Here is an 18070-nt window from a genome sequence, read left to right as displayed (position 1 = left end):
TCTTAGCCTAAACCTAAACCTTTAATTTAAAAATTTTAAAATCATGGCAGTATTCGTATACGCAGAAAATATAAACGGTGTTTACAAGAAAGCAGCTTTTGAAGCAGTTTCTTATGCTAAAGCAGTGGCAGACCAGGCGGGTGATACCGTTACGGCTATCTCTATAAACCCAACAGATTCTTCAGATTTATTGTATAAATATGGAGCAACAAACGTAATCAATATCAAAGACGAAGGTCTTAAAAATTTCTCAGCAAAAGCTTATGCACAAGCGGTAAGTGAAGTTGTAGACGGAAATATCCTTGTTTTTCCTCACACAACAGATGCTTCTTCTGTAGCGCCAATGTTGGCTGTAATGAAGAATTATTCTTTAATTACCAATGTATTGGAAGCTCCGGAAAGCCAATCTCCGTTTCAGGTGAAAAGAAAAGCGTTCTCAGGAAAAGGTTTCATGCATGCAAAAGCTGAAGGTGCAGGAGTTATCTTAACGGTTTCTCAAAACGCTTTCGGTGTTAAAGAAAATGCAGTTTCTGGTTCTGAAGAGGTGAAAAATCTTTCTGTTGCTAATGAAGATACTAAAGTAATCTCTCACGAGCAAAGTTCAGGAAAACTAGACCTTAAAGAAGCTGAAGTAGTAGTTTCTGCAGGTAGAGGATTGAAAGGTCCTGAAAACTGGGGAATGGTAGAAGATTTAGCAAATGTTTTAGGTGCTGCAACAGCATGTTCAAAGCCGGTTTCAGACATCGGATGGAGACCTCATACAGAGCACGTTGGTCAAACAGGTAAAGCAATTGCACCTAATCTTTATATTGCAATTGGTATTTCTGGAGCGATTCAGCACTTGGCTGGAGTAAACTCTTCTAAAACAATTGTTGTAATCAACAGTGATGCTGAAGCTCCGTTCTTCAAATCAGCTGATTATGGTGTTGTAGGAGATGCTTTCCAGATTATTCCTGCATTAACTGAGAAAATTAAAGCACTTAAAGGATAGAAAAGTTAATAGTGAATGGTCAATTCGCTTTGCTTGTCAATTTTAAAAATTCACTTGCACAGCAATATTGACTTATAAAATAAAATTCACTATTCACTCATTACAATTCAAATAATTACAATAAAAGCTCGGCTTCCGGGCTTTTATTTTTGTCTAAAAAGTAAAACCTACAATAAAAAATTAATTTATATTTGTAGTCATGGATTATAAACAGCTAGTCATACGCGGAATATCGTACAGCCAGACCCAGTCTGGGGCTTACGCATTACTATTGGAACATGAAGAAACAAACATTAAATTGCCCGTGGTTATTGGCAATTTTGAAGCGCAATCCATTTCTTTAGGTCTGGAAAAAGACATTCATCCACCGCGTCCGCTTACACACGATTTATTTACAAAGTTTATTATTTCTACCCATTATAAATTGGTTTCTGTAATCATTTATCAGATTGTAGACGGCGTTTTCTTTTCAAATATCAATTTTAAAAATTCTGAAACCGACGAAGACCTTATTTTGGATGCAAGAACTTCAGATGCCGTTGCAATGGCAGTAAGATTTGATGCTCCAATTTACACCACACAACAGGTTTTAAACGAAGCCGGAATTTTATTAGAACTAGAAGAAGTAGCTAAAGAAGATGAAACTTTTTCTGAGACTATTGAAGTCGAAGACGGCTTGACCTCTGCTTCAATGGAAGAATTGCAGAAATTGTTGGATGAAGCCGTAAAAGAAGAAGATTTTGATACCGCTCTTGAAATTCAGGAGGAAATCAAAAGGCGAAAAAAGAAAATAGATTAAAGAGATATTTACAATTAAAAAATGAATTTAAAATTACGATTGACCATCCTGAGCTTTCTACAGTTTTTTGTTTGGGGAGCTTGGCTTATTACGATGGCAAATTTTTGGTTCGGTACAAAACAGTGGGACGGAACGCAGTTTGGAGCTGTTTTCGGAACCATGGGAATCGCTTCGATTTTCATGCCGACGATCACTGGAATTATTGCTGACCGATGGATAAATGCCGAAAAGATTTTTTCTGCCTTACAGATTCTTTACGGAATCACCCTTTTTATTTTACCACATAGTACAGATCCCAACTCATTCTTTTCAGTAATGTTGGTAGCAATGTGTTTCTATATGCCTACAATTGCTTTAGCAAACTCTATTTCTTATACAGTTTTAAAGAACAGCAATTTAGATGTTGTAAAAGATTTTCCACCGATTCGTGTTTGGGGCACAATTGGTTTTATTGTGGCAATGTGGGTGACTAATCTTACAGGAAATAAAGCAACAGAAGGCCAGTTTTATATTGGAGGAGTTGCGGCAATTATTCTTGGAATTTATGCTTTAACATTACCAAAATGCCCGCCTCAGAAGCTTATCGACAAAGATGCACCTCTATCAGAACAACTTGGATTGAATGCTTTTAAGCTTTTCAAAAACTATAAAACAGCATTGTTTTTCTTATTCTCAATGCTTTTAGGAGCAGCTTTACAGTTGACAAACGCTTATGGAGATGTATTTTTGAGTGAGTTTTCACACTTTCCGAAGTATGCTGATTCTTTTGTAGTACAGAGGTCAACCATAATTATGTCGATTTCTCAGGTTTCAGAGACGTTGTTTATTTTGGCAATTCCGTTTTTCTTGAAGAGATTCGGTATCAAGCGAGTAATGCTTTTTTCAATGTTTGCCTGGGTTCTAAGATTCGGATTCTTTGCTTATGGAGTTCCAGAGGGATATGGTTTAGGTTTGATTATCATGTCATGTATTGTCTACGGAATGGCGTTCGATTTCTTTAATATTTCAGGTTCTCTTTTTGTTGAGACCACTACAGATAAAAAGATTCGTTCTTCGGCGCAAGGTTTGTTTATGATGATGACCAACGGTTTTGGAGCTCTTTTTGGAAGTTATGCTGCAGGTTGGGCAATAGATAAATTCTTTACTCATAAATTTACTACCGTTACAGAATTGTCTACTTATCTTCAGACAACACCAGATAATCAGACGTTTTTAGATATTCTTAAAAATAGTTTTCATGCGGCAGTTAATGCTGATGGAACTTTATCAACAGCAGTAATGATGAAAGATTGGCAGAATATCTGGCTTTCTTTTGCTGCTTATTCATTCGTTTTGGCTATATTTTTCTGGATTTTATTTAAACATAAACATGATCCTAAAGCGGTTGCCAATATTAATCATTAATTGAACTAATATTTAAATATAAAATTGCACTTTTGAAAAAAAGTGCAATTTTTTTTATTTTTAGGCAACCATTTTCAAATTGCACCGTCTTATAGATAGAAACTAGTAAATGAAGCATTTAGAAGAGAATTTTAAACTTGCAAAAAAACAAGATCGGAGAGCCCAGAAAGAGCTTTACGATTTGTTTTCAGCTAAAATGTTGGCGGTTGCGAATTCTTACACGAATAATATTCATGATGCAGAAGATATTTTATTGAATGCTTTTCTGAAATGTTTCAATAAGATCAATGATTGTAATGACTGGAAAAGCTTTCCGTTTTGGCTGAGGAAAATTGTCGTCAACGATTCTATAAGTTTTGTCAGGAAAAACAAAAATATTCTATACGCAGATATTGAAATTGCAGATGATTATCCTGAAGAAGAATTGGAGGAGAATCTAAATAAAATCAATATTGAAGAAATTTTTTCTAAAATACCGACGGGTTATCGATTGATTTTTAATCTCTACGTTTTTGAAGATAAAAAGCATCAGGAAATCGCTGAAATTCTGAATATTTCTGAAGGAACAAGTAAAAGTCAGCTCAGCAAAGCCAAAAAATGGATTGCTGATTATTTAAAAGCAAAAGAAAATGGACAAAAACATACGGAAACAGTTAAAAACTGACTACGAAAACCTCGAAATAAAGCCTTCTAAGAATCTTTGGGAACAAATTGAACTTGGGTTAGATAATGATTCTGAAACGGTGCAAAAGCCCTCGTTTCAATGGTGGAAATATGCCGCAGTAATTGTTCTTTTACTATCATTTGGAACTTTGTTTTATTACAATTCTAATCAGTTTTCTGGTTCCAAAGAAACAATTGTATCCCAAGAAACTCCGTATAATAGACCAAAGGCAAAGAAAACTGTTGAATCTATTATTCCAACTGAGAATGTAGAAAATTTGGTTTCTTCCGAAATTATTATAAAAAATAATCAAAAGATTTTTGGTTCAGAGAAATTAACTGTAGAATCAAGGCTTCCTGAAACTTTAGCAGTAACTGAAAAAGAAAATAAAGTAATCGAAGTTCCATCTGTTTTAGCTGAGAAATTTGAAACACCTGTTATGAAACCCGTAATTGCCGAAAGAAAAAAAGCTTCTTACATTAATGCTGAAGATTTACTTTTAGGTAGAGAATTAGATAAAACGAGAGTTGAAATAAAAAATCACCGCCAGTTTGGTGTACTTGATGCTTCAAAATTAAAATTTAAACGTCCGAGTTCTTTACAAGTGTTTGGAGTTCATGTTTTTGCTGATTCTATCGTTTCGAAATAATCAAAATTAAAATGTCTGTATAAGTACCTGTTTACAAGTAAATGGCAGTACAATTATGTCTAAAAATAATCATCATATGAAAACAAAAATTACATTATTTTCCACACTTCTAATCTCTACATTGGCGTTTGGTCAGAATGATAAGAACATCCATTCTGAAATGAATACCTATACCAAAAAAATCGATAGCATCATTCTTTCAGAAAAAGTAAAAATGAATATTGAGTTAGATAAACTTGATAAAAACTTTAAAGGAAAATCCTCAACAGAAGAAATACAAAAACAGAAAACTGAAATAGCTGAAAGATATCAAAACATTCTTAATGAAAAGATTGAAAATGAAAAAGGCAATTTGGAAAATTCTACTAAAGAAATGGTGAGAAACATCGTCTTAAATCCTGATAAACGCTACAGTCTCACAATCGACCCCCAAAGTGGATTATTGGGTATTTTTAATAATAAACGAGTAAAATTACCGAAAGATTATTTGCATTCTATAAAACTTACCGCAAGTTTTGTATCTCCATCACTTACTTCTGGGGATAAGCCATTTGGTTTTTATAATAAAAATTCTGATGTGAAGCGTACCAGTAATAATTTGTCGGTCTATACCTATTTAAGATATGAAAATCAATTAGGGAAGTTTACAAGTCCAGTTTTTTATCGTACGGGTTTGGGATTGCGCGTCGATTATTTTACTCCAGAGAACAATAAAGTATTTGCTCAGGATGGAAAAAATTTATTTCTGCAGGATTTTGCCAAAGGTCATTTGAAAAAAACGTTGATTTACAATTCATACATTACGATTCCTTTAGAGTTAAGATGGGTTTTGAATCCAAAATATATAGATTATGAAGGGGTGAAATATATTGATAGCAGAAAAACACAGTTTTATGTGACTGGTGGATTTTATGGTGGTATAAAAACGGGAAGTACAATCTATAACAAATATTCTACAGATTACACAAAAAAAATAGTGGAGAAAGAGAGGGTAATGGTTGGTGTAAATAACGTCATTGCTGGGGCGAGAATTGGAATTGGATATGGAGGAGTTGCATTATTCATTCAGAAAGATTTTACTCCAACTTTTAATAATGATGCATTGATTACAAGCAAATATGGTCTTCAGATTGGATTGGAATTGTTGAGTGTTAATTTTTAAATATCTATCAAAATTAAATTAGTATTAAATAATTGATAAATTTTACGCAATAATTTTATCTAAATAGTATTATCATTCTTAAATAAATGATTTTAAAACATACTTACAAAAAGTATGTTTTTTTTTGTATTTTGGCATTCTAAGATTCATTTAAAATTGTAAAATAAAGTAATGAAAAATTTACAGCTTTTAGGATTACTTTTGGTCGTGGTGGGCAGCTTTTTACCACTTGTTCATGTTCCTATTATAGGAAACTGGAATTACTGGCAACTCGATCATTATTTGGCGATTTTCTGCTGGATATTCTGTGCATGTGCACTTTTCGGGATTGTAAATAACCGCGCAAAACTTGTCAATACTTTTGCTGTATTTTTACTTATTTTATTTGTATTTAGCTTATTTGCAATAAAATATCAGGCTTCAAGCTACTTCAGCTTTTTACCATTCAAATCTTGGACGAAAGCTTTAGCCGGAACGGTAAAACTACAATATGGGTGGTTTGCAGAGTTTTTAGGAGTATTAATTATGCTTTTCGTGAAATCTAAAAGAGAAAATTAAACTATAGTATAAAAGAAAAAAAATATGAAAGAAGTATTCATCGTTTCCGCAGTAAGAACTCCAATCGGAAGTTTTATGGGCAGTTTAGCAACAGTTCCAGCTACAAAATTAGGCGCTGCTGCGGTAAAAGGAGCATTAGATAAAATTAATCTTGATCCTAAAAACGTTCAGGAGATCTATATGGGGAATGTTCTTCAGGCAGGTGAAGGTCAGGCTCCGGCAAGACAGGTTGCTTTAGGAGCAGGGTTATCAAACGAAACTCCGTCTACAACGATCAATAAAGTTTGTGCTTCAGGAATGAAAGCTGTTTCAATGGCTGCACAGGCGATTAAAGCAGGTGATGCAGATGTAATTATTGCGGGAGGTATGGAGAACATGTCGATGGTTCCTCATTACTATAATGCAAGAAATGCTACAAAATTAGGTGATGTAAAAATGCAGGACGGAATGATTTTAGACGGTCTTACAGATGTTTACAACAAAGTTCACATGGGAGTTTGTGCAGAAAAATGTGCCACAGATTATAGCATTACAAGAGAAGATCAGGATCAATTTGCAATACAATCTTACACAAGATCTGCAAAAGCTTGGAGCGAAGGAAAATTCGCTGAAGAAGTGGTTCCTGTTTCAATTCCACAGAGAAAAGGTGATCCTATCATTTTCGCAGAAGATGAAGAATATAAAGCGGTAAATTTCGATAGACTACCTACACTTCCTACGGTTTTCAAAAAAGAAGAAGGAACGGTTACTGCGGCTAATGCATCTACTTTAAATGACGGTGCTTCTGCTTTAATTCTTGTTTCTAAAGAGAAAATGGAAGAATTAGGATTAACTCCTTTGGCTAAAATAGTTTCTTACGCTGATGCAGCTCACGAGCCTGAAAACTTTACAACAGCTCCTGCAAAAGCTTTACCAATCGCTCTTAAAAAAGCAGGTTTAGAAGTTTCAGATATCGATTTCTTCGAATTTAACGAGGCTTTCTCTGTAGTTGGTTTGGCAAACAATAAGATTTTAGGATTAGATGCTGCTAAAGTAAACGTAAACGGTGGAGCAGTAGCTTTGGGACATCCGCTTGGAAGTTCTGGTTCAAGAATTATCGTTACTTTAATCAATGTTTTAAAGCAAAATAACGCTAAATATGGTGCTGCAGCTATCTGTAATGGTGGTGGTGGTGCTTCGGCAATCGTTATCGAAAACATGTAAAATTTAGTTTTATTGTTATATTGAAACCAAAAGCATTCGTGTTTTTGGTTTTTTTATGTTTAATAAAACTTGCGCCGCAGGAGCCAAACCTTTGTAACTAAAATTAAGAGAAAACATTGAAAGCAACGTAGAAGCGACACCTTTATCAATGTTTATATATTTTTCAACTACGTCTAATTTTAACAAATCAATAAAATTTAGACTAAAAAAAATAAAAACTGCCGAATGTTCAGCGGTTTTTCTATTTTTGTGCAACTAACTCATTTGAAAATGTCTGAAACTGAAATTCAACCTACTCAAAATATAAAAAATAATCCAAAAATCATGAAAGCTTGGGCAGTCTACGACTGGGCAAACTCTGTGTATTCTTTGGTGATTACTTCTGCGATATTCCCGATTTACTATACAATTCTTACGACTGCTTACAATAAAAAGGAGTTTGTTCCGGAGGCAGGAGAAGTTCAGGAAATTCCTGTGCGAAACATGATTAAGATCTTCGGGGATGCTTATGAGCCGGAAGCGGTATTAAGTTTTTCGTATGCGATTTCATTCTTTTTAGTGGTGTTATTGTCTCCATTCTTATCTTCTTTGGCAGATACGATTGGTAATAAAAAATCATTTCTTCAGTTTTTCTGTTACCTAGGAGCTACATCTTGTATGGGATTAGCGATGTTTACAGGTATGGAAAACATCTTTTTAGGATTGCTTTTTAGTATTACTGCGAGTGTCGGGTTTTGGGGAAGTTTAGTGTTTTATAACTCGTTTTTACCAGATATTGCTACTCCTGATAAACAAGATGCATTGTCTGCTAAAGGATATATTTATGGATATATTGGTTCTGTAGTTTTATTGATTATCTGTTTGGTTTTAATTCAGGTGGTTGCAAAAGGACCGGATCAGGCTAAAATTTATATCAGAATCAGCTTTTTATTAACGGGAGCTTGGTGGTTTGGTTTTTCACAATATACATTCAAACATTTACCGCAGTTTGGAGATGTGAAAGAGAAACTTCCTAAAGATTTAGTGCTCTTAAACTATAAAAATATCTTTAAAAAACACCAGGAACAAGGAGGTTTTTTTGAAGTTTTAAAAGATAATATCAGTTTTTATAAAGATATTGCGAAAGAGAGTTTCAGAGAACTATACAGTGTAGGGAACAAGCTTTTTTCAGACAAAGCTTTGAAATTTTTCCTGTCAAGTTTCTTCTTTTACAGTGTAGGGATGCAGACCATCTTTTTAATGGCAGTTCCTTTCGGAAGTACAGTAATTTTTCCTAAAGAAGCCGATAAATATAAATTGATTATTACGATTTTAGTTATTCAGATTATTGCAATTTTTGGAGCGTTTTTATTTTCAAGATTATCTAAAAAAATTGGAAATAAAAATGTAATCACCATTGCTGTGATTATCTGGATTGCTTGTTGTTTATCTGCGTATTCTTTAAACAAAGAAAATCCAAATGTTCAGCTTCAGTTTTATGGTTTGGCTGGTTTAATTGGTTTGGTAATGGGAGGTCTTCAGGCAATGTCTAGGTCTACTTATTCAAAACTTTTACCTGAAAATTCTATGGAAAATACAACGTATTTCAGTTTCTATGATGTACTTGAAAAAATTGCAATTATTACCGGAATGCTTATCTTCAGTGTGTTTATTCAAAAGTTTCACAATATGCAATATGCAATATGCATTTATTTCGATGTCTGCATTTTTTGCAGCGGGAGCAATTCTTATCAGATTCTTAAAAACTAAGATATAAGTTACACAATGGCTTAAAATTTGTTAATATTCAGCAGAATAATAGTAACTTTGCATAAAGATTTTTAACACACAATGACGAACCCTTTATTTTACGCCAAAATAATTCTCTTCGGAGAGTATGGAATGATAGAAGACTCACAAGGTCTTGTAGTTCCTTACAGTTTTTATAAAGGCACGTTAAAGTTTTCAGATTCGGATTCAGAATTTGAAAAAAAATCGAATCAGCATTTGCAAAAATATGCTGATTATCTTGAAAATTTAAACCTTCCTGAGCAATTTAGATTAGACGTAAACCGTTTTAAAGAAGATATTTCAAAAGGACTTTTCTTCGATTCAAATATCCCTCAAGGATATGGCGTAGGAAGTTCAGGAGCTTTAGTTGCCGCTATTTTCGAAAAATATTGCTTCACAAAACATAATCCAGAAACAATTTCTAAGGACGATTTAAAAAACATAAAAGCTATTTTTGGTGAAATGGAAAGCTATTTCCATGGTAAAAGTTCAGGAATGGATCCTTTGATTTGTTATATGAATCTTCCAATTCTTATCCAAAATAAAGAAAATTTAGATAAAGTAGCAATCCCGAAAGGTGAAGAAGGAAAAGGAGCTATTTTTTTGATTGATTCAGGAATTACGGGCGAAACAGGTCCTATGATTCAAATTTTCTTTGAAAAAATGAAGACTGAAGGTTTTCGTAAAACATTAAAAGAAGAGTTTATTCGTTACAATAATGCTTGTATCGAAGCTTTTCTTAAAGAAGATATGAACCCATTTTTTAGAAACCTTAAAAAGCTTTCTTACTGGGCTTACGAACATTTCCGTCCGATGATTCCTGAGAGTATTTTTAACATTTGGAAAAAAGGATTAGATTCTAATGCTTATTACCTAAAACTTTGTGGAAGTGGCGGAGGTGGCTATATTTTAGGCTTTACTAAAGATTACGAAAAAGCAGAAAAAATGCTTGACGGTTTCCAGAAAGAAGTGATTTACAGATTCTAAAAAGTTGGGGATGAGTTCTGAAAAAGAAAGTTTCCAACAGAAAAATTATATCCAAAAATCTTTGTTTTACAGATTATCACAATTCGTGGGCTTTCTTTTAGGTGCACGTTTTTTTGTGGCTATTTTGCTTACTTTTGCGCTTTACGTTTCTACTTTTTTTCTTTTTAATCAGGAAGAATCTTTCAGAAAATTTGTATTTGATTTTAAAGTTCACGGGATTATTTTCTGTACTGTTTTAAGTATTCTTGCCGGTGGAATCATCAATCAATTTTACGATATCGAAAAAGACTATATTGTAAAACCGTTTCGTACAAGAATTCAGAGCTTTATTCAGCAGAAATATTTTCTGTATGTATATTTGGCTTTAACGGTAATTTCGCTCGGTGTAGCAAGTTTTATTTCGTATAGGGTTTTAATTTTCTTTGTTGTTTATCAGTTCTTTATGTGGTTTTATAGCCATAAACTGAGCCGTATTCTAATTCTGAATAACCTTACTTTCGTCAGTTTAACATTATATCCGTTTTTCGGGATGATGGTTTATTATCAGACTTTTTCAAAGAAGGTTTTTTTAATGGCTATTTTTTTGTTTTTGATTCTTTTATGTATTGATATTGTGAAAGATACACTAACGAAAAGTGTTGATAAAGCTTTTGGTTACACCACAATTCCAAATTATTTTAAAAGTAAAAATACCAAGACCATTCTTATCTCATTGTTGATTGTAACAATGGCAGTTTCGATGAAACTTATTCTCAAAACAGGAATTTCAGGTTTTATGTCTTATTATTTTACCGGTGGTTTGTTTGTCATGGTTATCTGTGTTTATTTGCTTTTAAATTCTTCAAGAAAAACTAAGTTTCTTACGCTCAATATTTTACGCTTCTGGGTTTTCATTGGTATTCTTGCAATGCTACTGAATGGAATTGAAGGTAAATTGTAGAAAAAAAGCTTTAAAAAAGCTCAGGTTATTCTTACATTTGCAAAATTAAATTAACAAAAAGGAATGCCCATTTTCAACGATACCAAAGTTGCATTTGCTGATAAAACGGATGCACAATTAAGAAAAGCCTATTGGATGTTTAAAATGATTGAACAGCCTGCTTTAACAAGCCTTGGAACTTCTGTCCTGAATTTTACCGTCCATAATAATTTCCCATTCGTTAACGGAATTGTGAAGAACACTTTGTTTGAGCAATTTGTAGGTGGAGAAACTCGTGAAGAGAGTATGAAAGCGGTAAAACAGCTTTTCAAAAGAGGGGTTGGAAGTATTTTTGATTATTCGATTGAAGGGAAAGAAGATGAAGAAACCTTTGATGCAGTGTGTCAGGAAATTAAAGACATCATTAAATTTTCTGTAGGAAATCCTGCAATTCCTTTTATTGTTTTTAAACCTACCGCATTCGGGAGAATTGATCTCTATGAAGCTGTTGGAAAAAATGCAGAACTGACTTCAAGCCAAAAAGAAGAATGGCAAAGAGTGGTAAAAAGATTTGACGAGGTATGTAAACTTTGTCATGAGCACGATAAAAAAGTGATGGTTGACGCTGAAGAAACCTGGATGCAGGACGCAGCAGACCAGCTTTGTGAAGAGATGATGGAAAAATATAATCAGGAAAAACCGATTGTCTGGAACACCATTCAAATGTACAGAACCGGCCGTCTTGAATATATGGAACAGAATCTTCAGAGAGCAAGAGAAAAAAATTATTTTATTGGTTATAAGATCGTTCGTGGCGCGTATATGGAAAAAGAAAGAGCGAGAGCTGCAGAAAAAGGGTATGCAGACCCTATTCAGCCAAGCAAAGATGCATCCGACAAAAATTACAATTCAGGAATTGATTTTGTGATGAATCATTTAGATAAAGTTTCTGCGTTCTTCGGAACTCACAACGAAATCTCATCTGAATTGGTGATGGATAAAATGAAGGCTAAAGGACTGGAAAATAATAATCCTCACATCTATTTTGGGCAACTTTACGGAATGAGTGATAACATTACATTTTATTTGTCTGATAAAGGATATAATGCCGCAAAATATCTTCCTTACGGACCTGTAAAAGACGTAGTTCCTTATCTTACAAGAAGAGCAAGAGAAAATACTTCAGTAGCTGGACAAACCGGAAGAGAATTGGGTTTAATTAAAAAAGAACTTGATAGAAGAAAGAAATAACTTTTTTCATCCTATATTAAAAAAACTTCGTTGAATGCGAAGTTTTTTTTGTTGTTGTTAGTTTTTTTGATTTGTTTTTGTTAAAACATTATTGATTTTATTAATAATCTATTGTTTTTTTTGTAACGTACTTATTGCCAGTTAAATAGGTTTTAACTATATTTAGGTTACCAATAAAAATTAATAATTATGAACAAAAAATTACTTTTTGCTACTATTCTTTTAGCAAATTTTTCAATCGCACAAACCCTTAGTAATGGAGGACTAAGCACAGGAGCTACATCTAAAAGCGGTGGTGCTGCACCTACCGGATACACGTGGTCTGAACTTCAGAATAATGCTGGAAATACTACAGAATCTAATACAAGTTTAGGATTAGGAGGTACATATAGCTCTGCAACAGCAAGCTTTTTTCTTGCAGATGATTTTACAATACCTGTAGGTTCTCAGTGGCAGATAAGCAGTATTGATTTTTTTGCTTATCAGACAAATTATACAGGAACAACTTCCCCATTCAATACAGTTAGGGTAAATATCTATAGCTCAGACCCATCTGTTGCTGGAGCTGTTAGTGTATTTGGAGATGATACTACCAATAGATTTAGTTCTAGTGTAGATTCAAATATATACAGAATAGGAAGTAGTATTATTCCTGTTACTACTACAGCACCTGCAACAAGTAGAAAAGTATGGAAAGTAACAGCAAATACGCCCGTTACTTTAGGCGCTGGTACTTATTGGATAAAATATCAGTTGCAAAATGTAGTTCTTGCTAATGCAAGTTTCCTTCCAACTGTTGCTATTCTAGACAGTAGGGGATTGCCTACTTTTAATGCTAAGCAACTAGATGCAGTAGGAGGAGTATGGTCATCACCTGTAGATACAGGAAACCCTACTACAGCACCAGATGTACCTATAGACATGCCATTTGTTATCACTTACACTTCTGCAACTTTAGGTACAAAAGAGGTGGTGCAATATGACAATAGAATACAGGTTTATCCTAATCCCGTAAAGAATACTTTTAAAATTAATAATCCAGGAAAGCTTCAAATAGATTCTGTTGAGGTGATGGATGCAACAGGAAGAGTTGTAAAAGTTTTAAAAGGCTCGGAAGAATATAATGTATCAGATCTTCCAAAAGGAAACTATGTTCTTAAAATTTTAAATAATGAAAGCCCAAAAATTACAAAACTTATAAAACTGTAATTTTTATAGGTCTAATAAATAATTAAAACTAAAGAGTCCGTTTCATAACTAGTGAAAACGGACTTTTTTTATGATTTTTTTCGACCTTGTATCGGAGAATGGTTTTAATATAAAAGATTCTCAACCCATTTAATTTCGTCGTGAAACAAACTCTTTTTTTTGTTCAAAAAAGGAAAGTAAAAGCCTTTCTAGTAGTTTTAAATTACCTAAATAGCAGTTGTTTTTTTTGTTTGAAACCTAAAAAATGAACATGAATTATTGTGAAATTCATGCTCATTTTTTTAAATAAATAATCCTAAAAAAGTTCAAATTTTCTCTATTGAAATTATGAATTTTATGTGAAAAATTACTCAGATTTTGAAAATTTTTGATGGGCAAATTGTATCAAATGAACGGAATAAAAATGTTTTTTCAGGGTTTAGAATTGGCAAAATAAAAGTTTTTTTTGTGTTTGAGATACTAAAAAACGAACTTAATAATTATGATTTCTCTTCAAGTTTTGAAGGTAAGTAAGCCTTAAAAATGTCAAATTATCTCTATTTAAATTGTGAATTTAGCAGGAAGAATTCCGAAAGTTTTGAAGATTTTAGATGAGCAAATTGCATCAAATTAAAGAAACAAAATGCCGTGAATTACCAAAATAAAAGTTTCTTTTTTGTACTTGAAAACTAAAAAACGAGCTTAAATTATTATGATTTTTCTCGAAATTTTAAGATAATTAAGCCTTTAAAAGTTCAAATTTCCCCTTCTGAAACTAATAATTTAACGGATGAAATGTTGGAAATTTTTGATTAGCAAATTACACCAAACCGAGGGAATAAAAATGTATTTTCATGGCTTAGAATTGCCAAAATAACAGTGGTTTTTTGTACTTGAAAACTAAAAAACGAGCTTGATTTATGATGATATTTCCTCGTTTTTTAAGATAATTAAACCTTAGAAAGGTCAAATTATCTCTATTCAAATTATGAATTTGGTAGGAATAATTACTGAAAATTTCAAAGTTTTTGATGAATAAATTACACCAAATCGACGGAATAAAAATGTTTTTTCAGGATTGAAAATTACCCAAATAATAGTTGCTTTTTTATGTTTGAAAACTAAAATTTTATCTTAAATCAATGTGATGTTTCACAAATTTTTAAGATGAAAAATTCTTTAAAAGGTCAAATTATCTCGGTTCAAATTGTGAATTTGGTAGGAAGAATTACTGAAATTTTCAAAGTTTTTGATGAGTGAATTACATCAAATCGATGGAATAAAAATGTGTTTTTAAGGTTTGAAATTGCCCAAATAACTGTTGCTTTTTGTACTTGAAAACCCAAAAACGAACTTAAATTATTATAATATTTCCTCGTATTTTTACGATAAATAATCCTTAAAAAGGTCAAGTTATTTCTATTCAAATTGTGAATTTTTAGATTAGTAAATTACATCAAATGGAAGGAGCAAAAATGTATTTTTAAGGTTTAAAATTAGCAAAATAATAGTGGTTTTTTATTCTTAAAAACTTAAAAACAAGCTTAATTTATTATGATATTTCCTCGTTTTTTTTAGATAAATAATCCTGAAAAGCTCAAGTTTTCTTTACTAAAATTATGATTTTAACAGGAAGAATTACTGTAATTTTAGGTTAGTAAATTATATTAAATCAACGGAACAAAAGTGAAATTTCAGGGTCGAAAATTGCCAAAAATAACAATTGCTTTTTTGTACTTAAAGCCCAAAATAGAACTTAATTTTTTGTGATTTATCTTGAAATTTTTAATTTAAGTAGTCCTAAAAAACTCAGTTTTTCTCTATTCAAATTATGAATTTTGCAGAAAGAATTACTGAAATTTTGAAAGTTTCTGATGAATAAATTATACCAAATCGACGGAACAAAAATGTGTTTTCTGGGTTGAAAATTGCCAAAATATTTGTTGATTTTTTGTGTTTGAAAACTAGAATTTGAGCTTAAATCAATCTTATTTTTTCTCGAAATTTTAAGGTAATTAAACTTTAGAAAGGTCGAATTATCTCTATTCAAATTATGAATTTAGGGGTAATAATTACGTGATTTTTGAAAGTTTTAGATGAATAAATTGCATTAAATCGAAGGAGTAAAAAGGTGTTTTCAAGGTTGAGAATTGCTAAAATAACCGTTGTTTTTTATAGTTAAAAAATAAAATTTGAGTTTGAATTAATGTCTTTTTTTCTCGAAACTTTAAGGTAATTAAACCTTAGAAAGGTCAAATTATTTCTATTCAAATTGTGAATTTGGCAAGAAGAATTACTGAAGTTTTTAAAGTTTTTGATGAGTAAATTACATCAAATCTAAGGGCCAAAAGTGTGGTTTCATGGTTGAGAATTGCTAAAATAACAGTAGTTTTTTTGTGTTTGAAAACTAAAATTAGGTTTAAGTTTTGTGATTTCTCTTCACGTTTTTAAAATAAATAACCCTAAAAAAGCTTAATTTTTTTTCTATTGAATTCTAGATTTATAAAAGAAAGTCAAGAAGATTTTGAAAGTTTTAGATGACTAAATTACTTTAAATAGACAGAATAAAAATGCATTTCTGGGTTGAAAATCACTAAAATAATAGTCGTTTTTTTATGATTAAAAACCAAAATTTGAGCTTAAATTATTGTGATTTTTTCTCGAAATTTCAAGATGAATAGTTCTAAAAAAGTTCAATTATTTCTATTCAAATTATGGATTTAGCAGGGGGGATTTCGAAAATTTTGAAAGTTTCAGATGAGCAAAATACGTCAAATCGAAGGCGTGAAAATGTAATTTCAGGCCTGAGAATTGCTAAAATAACAGTCGATTTTTTGTATGAAAATATAAAAATAGAGCTTAAATTATTGCCGAATTCTTTCAATTTCCCAAGATAAACAACTCTTAAAAAGGTGAAATTCCCTCTATTCAAATTATGAATTAGGCAGAAAGAATTACGATAATTTTCAAAGTTTTTGATGAGTAAATTGCATTAAATTGAAGAAGTGAACATGAGTTTTCAAGGTTGAAAATTGCCAAAATCACAGTTGTATTTTTGTGTTTGAAAACTAAAATTTGAACTTAAATTATTATGATTTCTCTTCAAATTTTCAAGATAAATAGTCCTAAAAAGCTCAAATAATTTCTGTTGAAACTAATAATTTAGCCGGTAAAATGTTGAGAATTTTGAAAGTTTTTGACTAGCAAATTAGGCCATATTGAAAGAATAAAAATGTATTTTTAGGGTTGTAAATTGCCAAAATAATAGTTGTTTTCTTGTGTTTGAAACCTAAAATTTGAGCTTCAATTATTGTGATTCCTCTTCAAGTTTTTAATATAAATAGGCCTGAAAAAGCCCAAATAATTTTTGTTGAGACTAATAGTTTAACGTGTGGAATGACTGGAATTCTGAAAGGTTTGGATGAAGAAATTACATCAAATAAACGGTACAAAAGTGTAATTTCAGTATAGGAGTAAGACTTCAATGCACTAAACTTTTTAACTCCTATTTTATCTTTGCAATGAGCTTGAGTTGTTAAATTAGGCTTTCTTATGGTTCAAAACTTTCAAATTTTCCATTTTCGTAAAATAAGATAATTCGTTTTATTTTACTTGGTTGATTTTCAATGACTTGACTGATGATTTGTTCGTTTGGTTTTTCTAATTGCTGAGAATCGAATATTTTTTCGTTTGCTTTACTTTGATGCGTTTTAACGGATTCTGGAGGGTTCTCAATCATGGCTGGTTCTTCAAATTCTTCGCCACCAAAATCTTTATCGTTATTTATCATGGTAAATAAGTCGGGTAGGGAAGTCGGTATTACCTTTCCTTCCATTACGGATTCTTCTGTATCGGGAAGTTCAGATTTTAACATTTCGCCGTCTCCAGTAACTAACCAATCCCATAAAATTTCAGGAAAACGAGATTTTATTTTAATGATAAATTCTAGAGAAGGTTTATTTCTTCCTGATGTTACGTGAGAAATAGACGACCGTTGTACATCCACTTCATCTGCAAATTCAGACGGTGTAAACCCTGAATATTCTATAACTTTTGAAATTCTCTCATTTAAACTCATACAAGAAGGTATTAAATTGTATTTACAAATGTAAATAATAAATTTACAAAAGACAAATACAAATGTAAATAGGAGTAAATTAGTAAATGTACAAAAGTAAACAGGTGTAAGTGTTTGTTTTACAGTATTTTGATACAATTGTAAAATTTAGAAAAATAAATTATTAAACAATGTTTCCACAATCTATTGCTGATAAGATTCCATTTAAAATAAACGAAAAACTAAGATGATAATGTAAATTTGAAAAATAATTGAGAGTAAATTCTACGGGTGAATTCTCTCTTCTTGTCATTAATAAACTTTCTGACCTTCTTTATTGACTAATGGAGTAGAAGAGGGTTTAAATTTGATTGTAAGGGAGATTTTAGCATGTGCTTCTACCTTTAAATTAGGAAAGCATAATTGTTATCTGGTATTGCTAACTACTTTTGGTAATTTTCATGAATA

Annotated in this window: 15 protein-coding genes and 1 pseudogene; 14 read left to right on the top strand and 2 right to left on the bottom strand. The window is 31.8% G+C overall.

Annotation, left to right across the window (positions count from 1 at the left end; genetic code table 11):
* Positions 1–43 precede the first annotated feature (43 nt).
* The 8 genes from AB671_RS16725 to AB671_RS16690 all read left to right on the top strand — a co-directional run bounded on the left by AB671_RS16725 (position 44) and on the right by AB671_RS16690 (position 7430).
* The gene (locus AB671_RS16725; RefSeq protein WP_066676836.1) at positions 44–991 is read left to right on the top strand and encodes an electron transfer flavoprotein subunit alpha/FixB family protein; all 948 of its coding nucleotides are present in this window, start codon (positions 44–46) and stop codon (positions 989–991) included.
* 199 nt (positions 992–1190) lie between these two features.
* Positions 1191–1790: a bifunctional nuclease family protein gene (locus AB671_RS16720; RefSeq protein WP_066676833.1), complete on the top strand. Its 600-nt coding sequence runs from the start codon at positions 1191–1193 to the stop codon at positions 1788–1790.
* A gap of 21 nt (positions 1791–1811) precedes the next feature.
* Positions 1812–3194 carry a nucleoside permease gene (locus tag AB671_RS16715; RefSeq protein WP_066676832.1) on the top strand — a complete coding sequence of 461 codons (1383 nt, stop codon included), beginning with the start codon at positions 1812–1814 and terminating at the stop codon, positions 3192–3194.
* A gap of 109 nt (positions 3195–3303) precedes the next feature.
* Complete coding sequence (locus tag AB671_RS16710) at positions 3304–3858, top strand: RNA polymerase sigma factor (RefSeq protein ID WP_066676831.1); 555 nt, start codon at positions 3304–3306, stop codon at positions 3856–3858.
* A complete protein-coding gene (locus tag AB671_RS16705) occupies positions 3824–4507 on the top strand; it encodes a hypothetical protein (RefSeq protein WP_066676830.1) in 684 nt (227 codons plus the stop codon). Before AB671_RS16710 ends, AB671_RS16705 begins: the two co-directional genes overlap by 35 nt.
* A 76-nt stretch (positions 4508–4583) precedes the next feature.
* Positions 4584–5669, top strand: coding sequence for a hypothetical protein (locus AB671_RS16700; RefSeq protein WP_066676880.1), 1086 nt, complete (start codon positions 4584–4586; stop codon positions 5667–5669).
* Between the two features lie 171 nt (positions 5670–5840).
* Complete coding sequence (locus AB671_RS16695) at positions 5841–6227, top strand: hypothetical protein (RefSeq protein ID WP_066676829.1); 387 nt, start codon at positions 5841–5843, stop codon at positions 6225–6227.
* A 24-nt stretch (positions 6228–6251) separates the two neighbouring features.
* Entirely contained in the window at positions 6252–7430 is a 1179-nt protein-coding gene (locus AB671_RS16690; protein WP_066676827.1) for an acetyl-CoA C-acyltransferase, read from the top strand.
* 15 nt (positions 7431–7445) lie between these two features.
* Here the strand turns inward: AB671_RS16690 and AB671_RS16685 are convergent, their stop codons facing one another.
* Positions 7446–7616, bottom strand: coding sequence for a hypothetical protein (locus tag AB671_RS16685; RefSeq protein ID WP_157444232.1), 171 nt, complete (start codon positions 7614–7616; stop codon positions 7446–7448).
* A gap of 84 nt (positions 7617–7700) precedes the next feature.
* Here AB671_RS16685 and AB671_RS16680 point away from each other — a divergent pair.
* The 6 genes and pseudogenes from AB671_RS16680 to AB671_RS16650 all read left to right on the top strand — a co-directional run bounded on the left by AB671_RS16680 (position 7701) and on the right by AB671_RS16650 (position 16442).
* A pseudogene (locus AB671_RS16680) lies at positions 7701–9186 on the top strand (MFS transporter).
* A 74-nt stretch (positions 9187–9260) separates the two neighbouring features.
* Positions 9261–10187, top strand: a complete 927-nt coding sequence (locus AB671_RS16675; protein ID WP_066676823.1) for a mevalonate kinase — start codon at positions 9261–9263, stop codon at positions 10185–10187.
* 10 nt (positions 10188–10197) lie between these two features.
* Positions 10198–11127 carry a UbiA family prenyltransferase gene (locus AB671_RS16670; RefSeq protein ID WP_066676819.1) on the top strand — a complete coding sequence of 310 codons (930 nt, stop codon included), beginning with the start codon at positions 10198–10200 and terminating at the stop codon, positions 11125–11127.
* A 63-nt stretch (positions 11128–11190) separates the two neighbouring features.
* Positions 11191–12357, top strand: a complete 1167-nt coding sequence (locus AB671_RS16665) for a proline dehydrogenase family protein (protein ID WP_066676816.1) — start codon at positions 11191–11193, stop codon at positions 12355–12357.
* Between the two features lie 189 nt (positions 12358–12546).
* On the top strand, positions 12547–13566 hold the full coding sequence (locus tag AB671_RS16660) for a T9SS type A sorting domain-containing protein (protein ID WP_066676814.1): 1020 nt from the start codon (positions 12547–12549) through the stop codon (positions 13564–13566).
* A gap of 2693 nt (positions 13567–16259) precedes the next feature.
* Positions 16260–16442 (top strand): hypothetical protein, encoded by a 183-nt coding sequence (locus AB671_RS16650; RefSeq protein ID WP_066764839.1) that lies wholly within the window; start codon positions 16260–16262, stop codon positions 16440–16442.
* 653 nt (positions 16443–17095) lie between these two features.
* Here the strand turns inward: AB671_RS16650 and AB671_RS16645 are convergent.
* Entirely contained in the window at positions 17096–17623 is a 528-nt protein-coding gene (locus AB671_RS16645; RefSeq protein WP_066764834.1) for a helix-turn-helix domain-containing protein, read from the bottom strand.
* Positions 17624–18070 lie beyond the last annotated feature (447 nt).

Source organism: Chryseobacterium sp. BGARF1, from assembly GCF_001677955.1.
Taxonomy (GTDB): domain Bacteria; phylum Bacteroidota; class Bacteroidia; order Flavobacteriales; family Weeksellaceae; genus Chryseobacterium.
The sequence above is the reverse complement of the archived record's forward strand: the minus strand, read 5'-3'. Positions and strand labels throughout refer to the sequence as shown.

What these genes read in the sequence shown, in the direction of transcription:
- AB671_RS16690 (WP_066676827.1), top strand. Translation starts at nt 6,252, where the DNA reads ATGAAAGAAGTATTCATCGTTTCCGCAGTAAGAACTCCAATCGGAAGT.
- AB671_RS16710 (WP_066676831.1), top strand. Translation starts at nt 3,304, where the DNA reads ATGAAGCATTTAGAAGAGAATTTTAAACTTGCAAAAAAACAAGATCGG.
- AB671_RS16665 (WP_066676816.1), top strand. Translation starts at nt 11,191, where the DNA reads ATGCCCATTTTCAACGATACCAAAGTTGCATTTGCTGATAAAACGGAT.
- AB671_RS16670 (WP_066676819.1), top strand. Translation starts at nt 10,198, where the DNA reads ATGAGTTCTGAAAAAGAAAGTTTCCAACAGAAAAATTATATCCAAAAA.
- AB671_RS16645 (WP_066764834.1), bottom strand. Translation starts at nt 17,623, where the DNA reads ATGAGTTTAAATGAGAGAATTTCAAAAGTTATAGAATATTCAGGGTTT.
- AB671_RS16660 (WP_066676814.1), top strand. Translation starts at nt 12,547, where the DNA reads ATGAACAAAAAATTACTTTTTGCTACTATTCTTTTAGCAAATTTTTCA.
- AB671_RS16650 (WP_066764839.1), top strand. Translation starts at nt 16,260, where the DNA reads ATGGATTTAGCAGGGGGGATTTCGAAAATTTTGAAAGTTTCAGATGAG.
- AB671_RS16700 (WP_066676880.1), top strand. Translation starts at nt 4,584, where the DNA reads ATGAAAACAAAAATTACATTATTTTCCACACTTCTAATCTCTACATTG.
- AB671_RS16725 (WP_066676836.1), top strand. Translation starts at nt 44, where the DNA reads ATGGCAGTATTCGTATACGCAGAAAATATAAACGGTGTTTACAAGAAA.
- AB671_RS16715 (WP_066676832.1), top strand. Translation starts at nt 1,812, where the DNA reads ATGAATTTAAAATTACGATTGACCATCCTGAGCTTTCTACAGTTTTTT.
- AB671_RS16720 (WP_066676833.1), top strand. Translation starts at nt 1,191, where the DNA reads ATGGATTATAAACAGCTAGTCATACGCGGAATATCGTACAGCCAGACC.
- AB671_RS16695 (WP_066676829.1), top strand. Translation starts at nt 5,841, where the DNA reads ATGAAAAATTTACAGCTTTTAGGATTACTTTTGGTCGTGGTGGGCAGC.
- AB671_RS16675 (WP_066676823.1), top strand. Translation starts at nt 9,261, where the DNA reads ATGACGAACCCTTTATTTTACGCCAAAATAATTCTCTTCGGAGAGTAT.
- AB671_RS16705 (WP_066676830.1), top strand. Translation starts at nt 3,824, where the DNA reads ATGGACAAAAACATACGGAAACAGTTAAAAACTGACTACGAAAACCTC.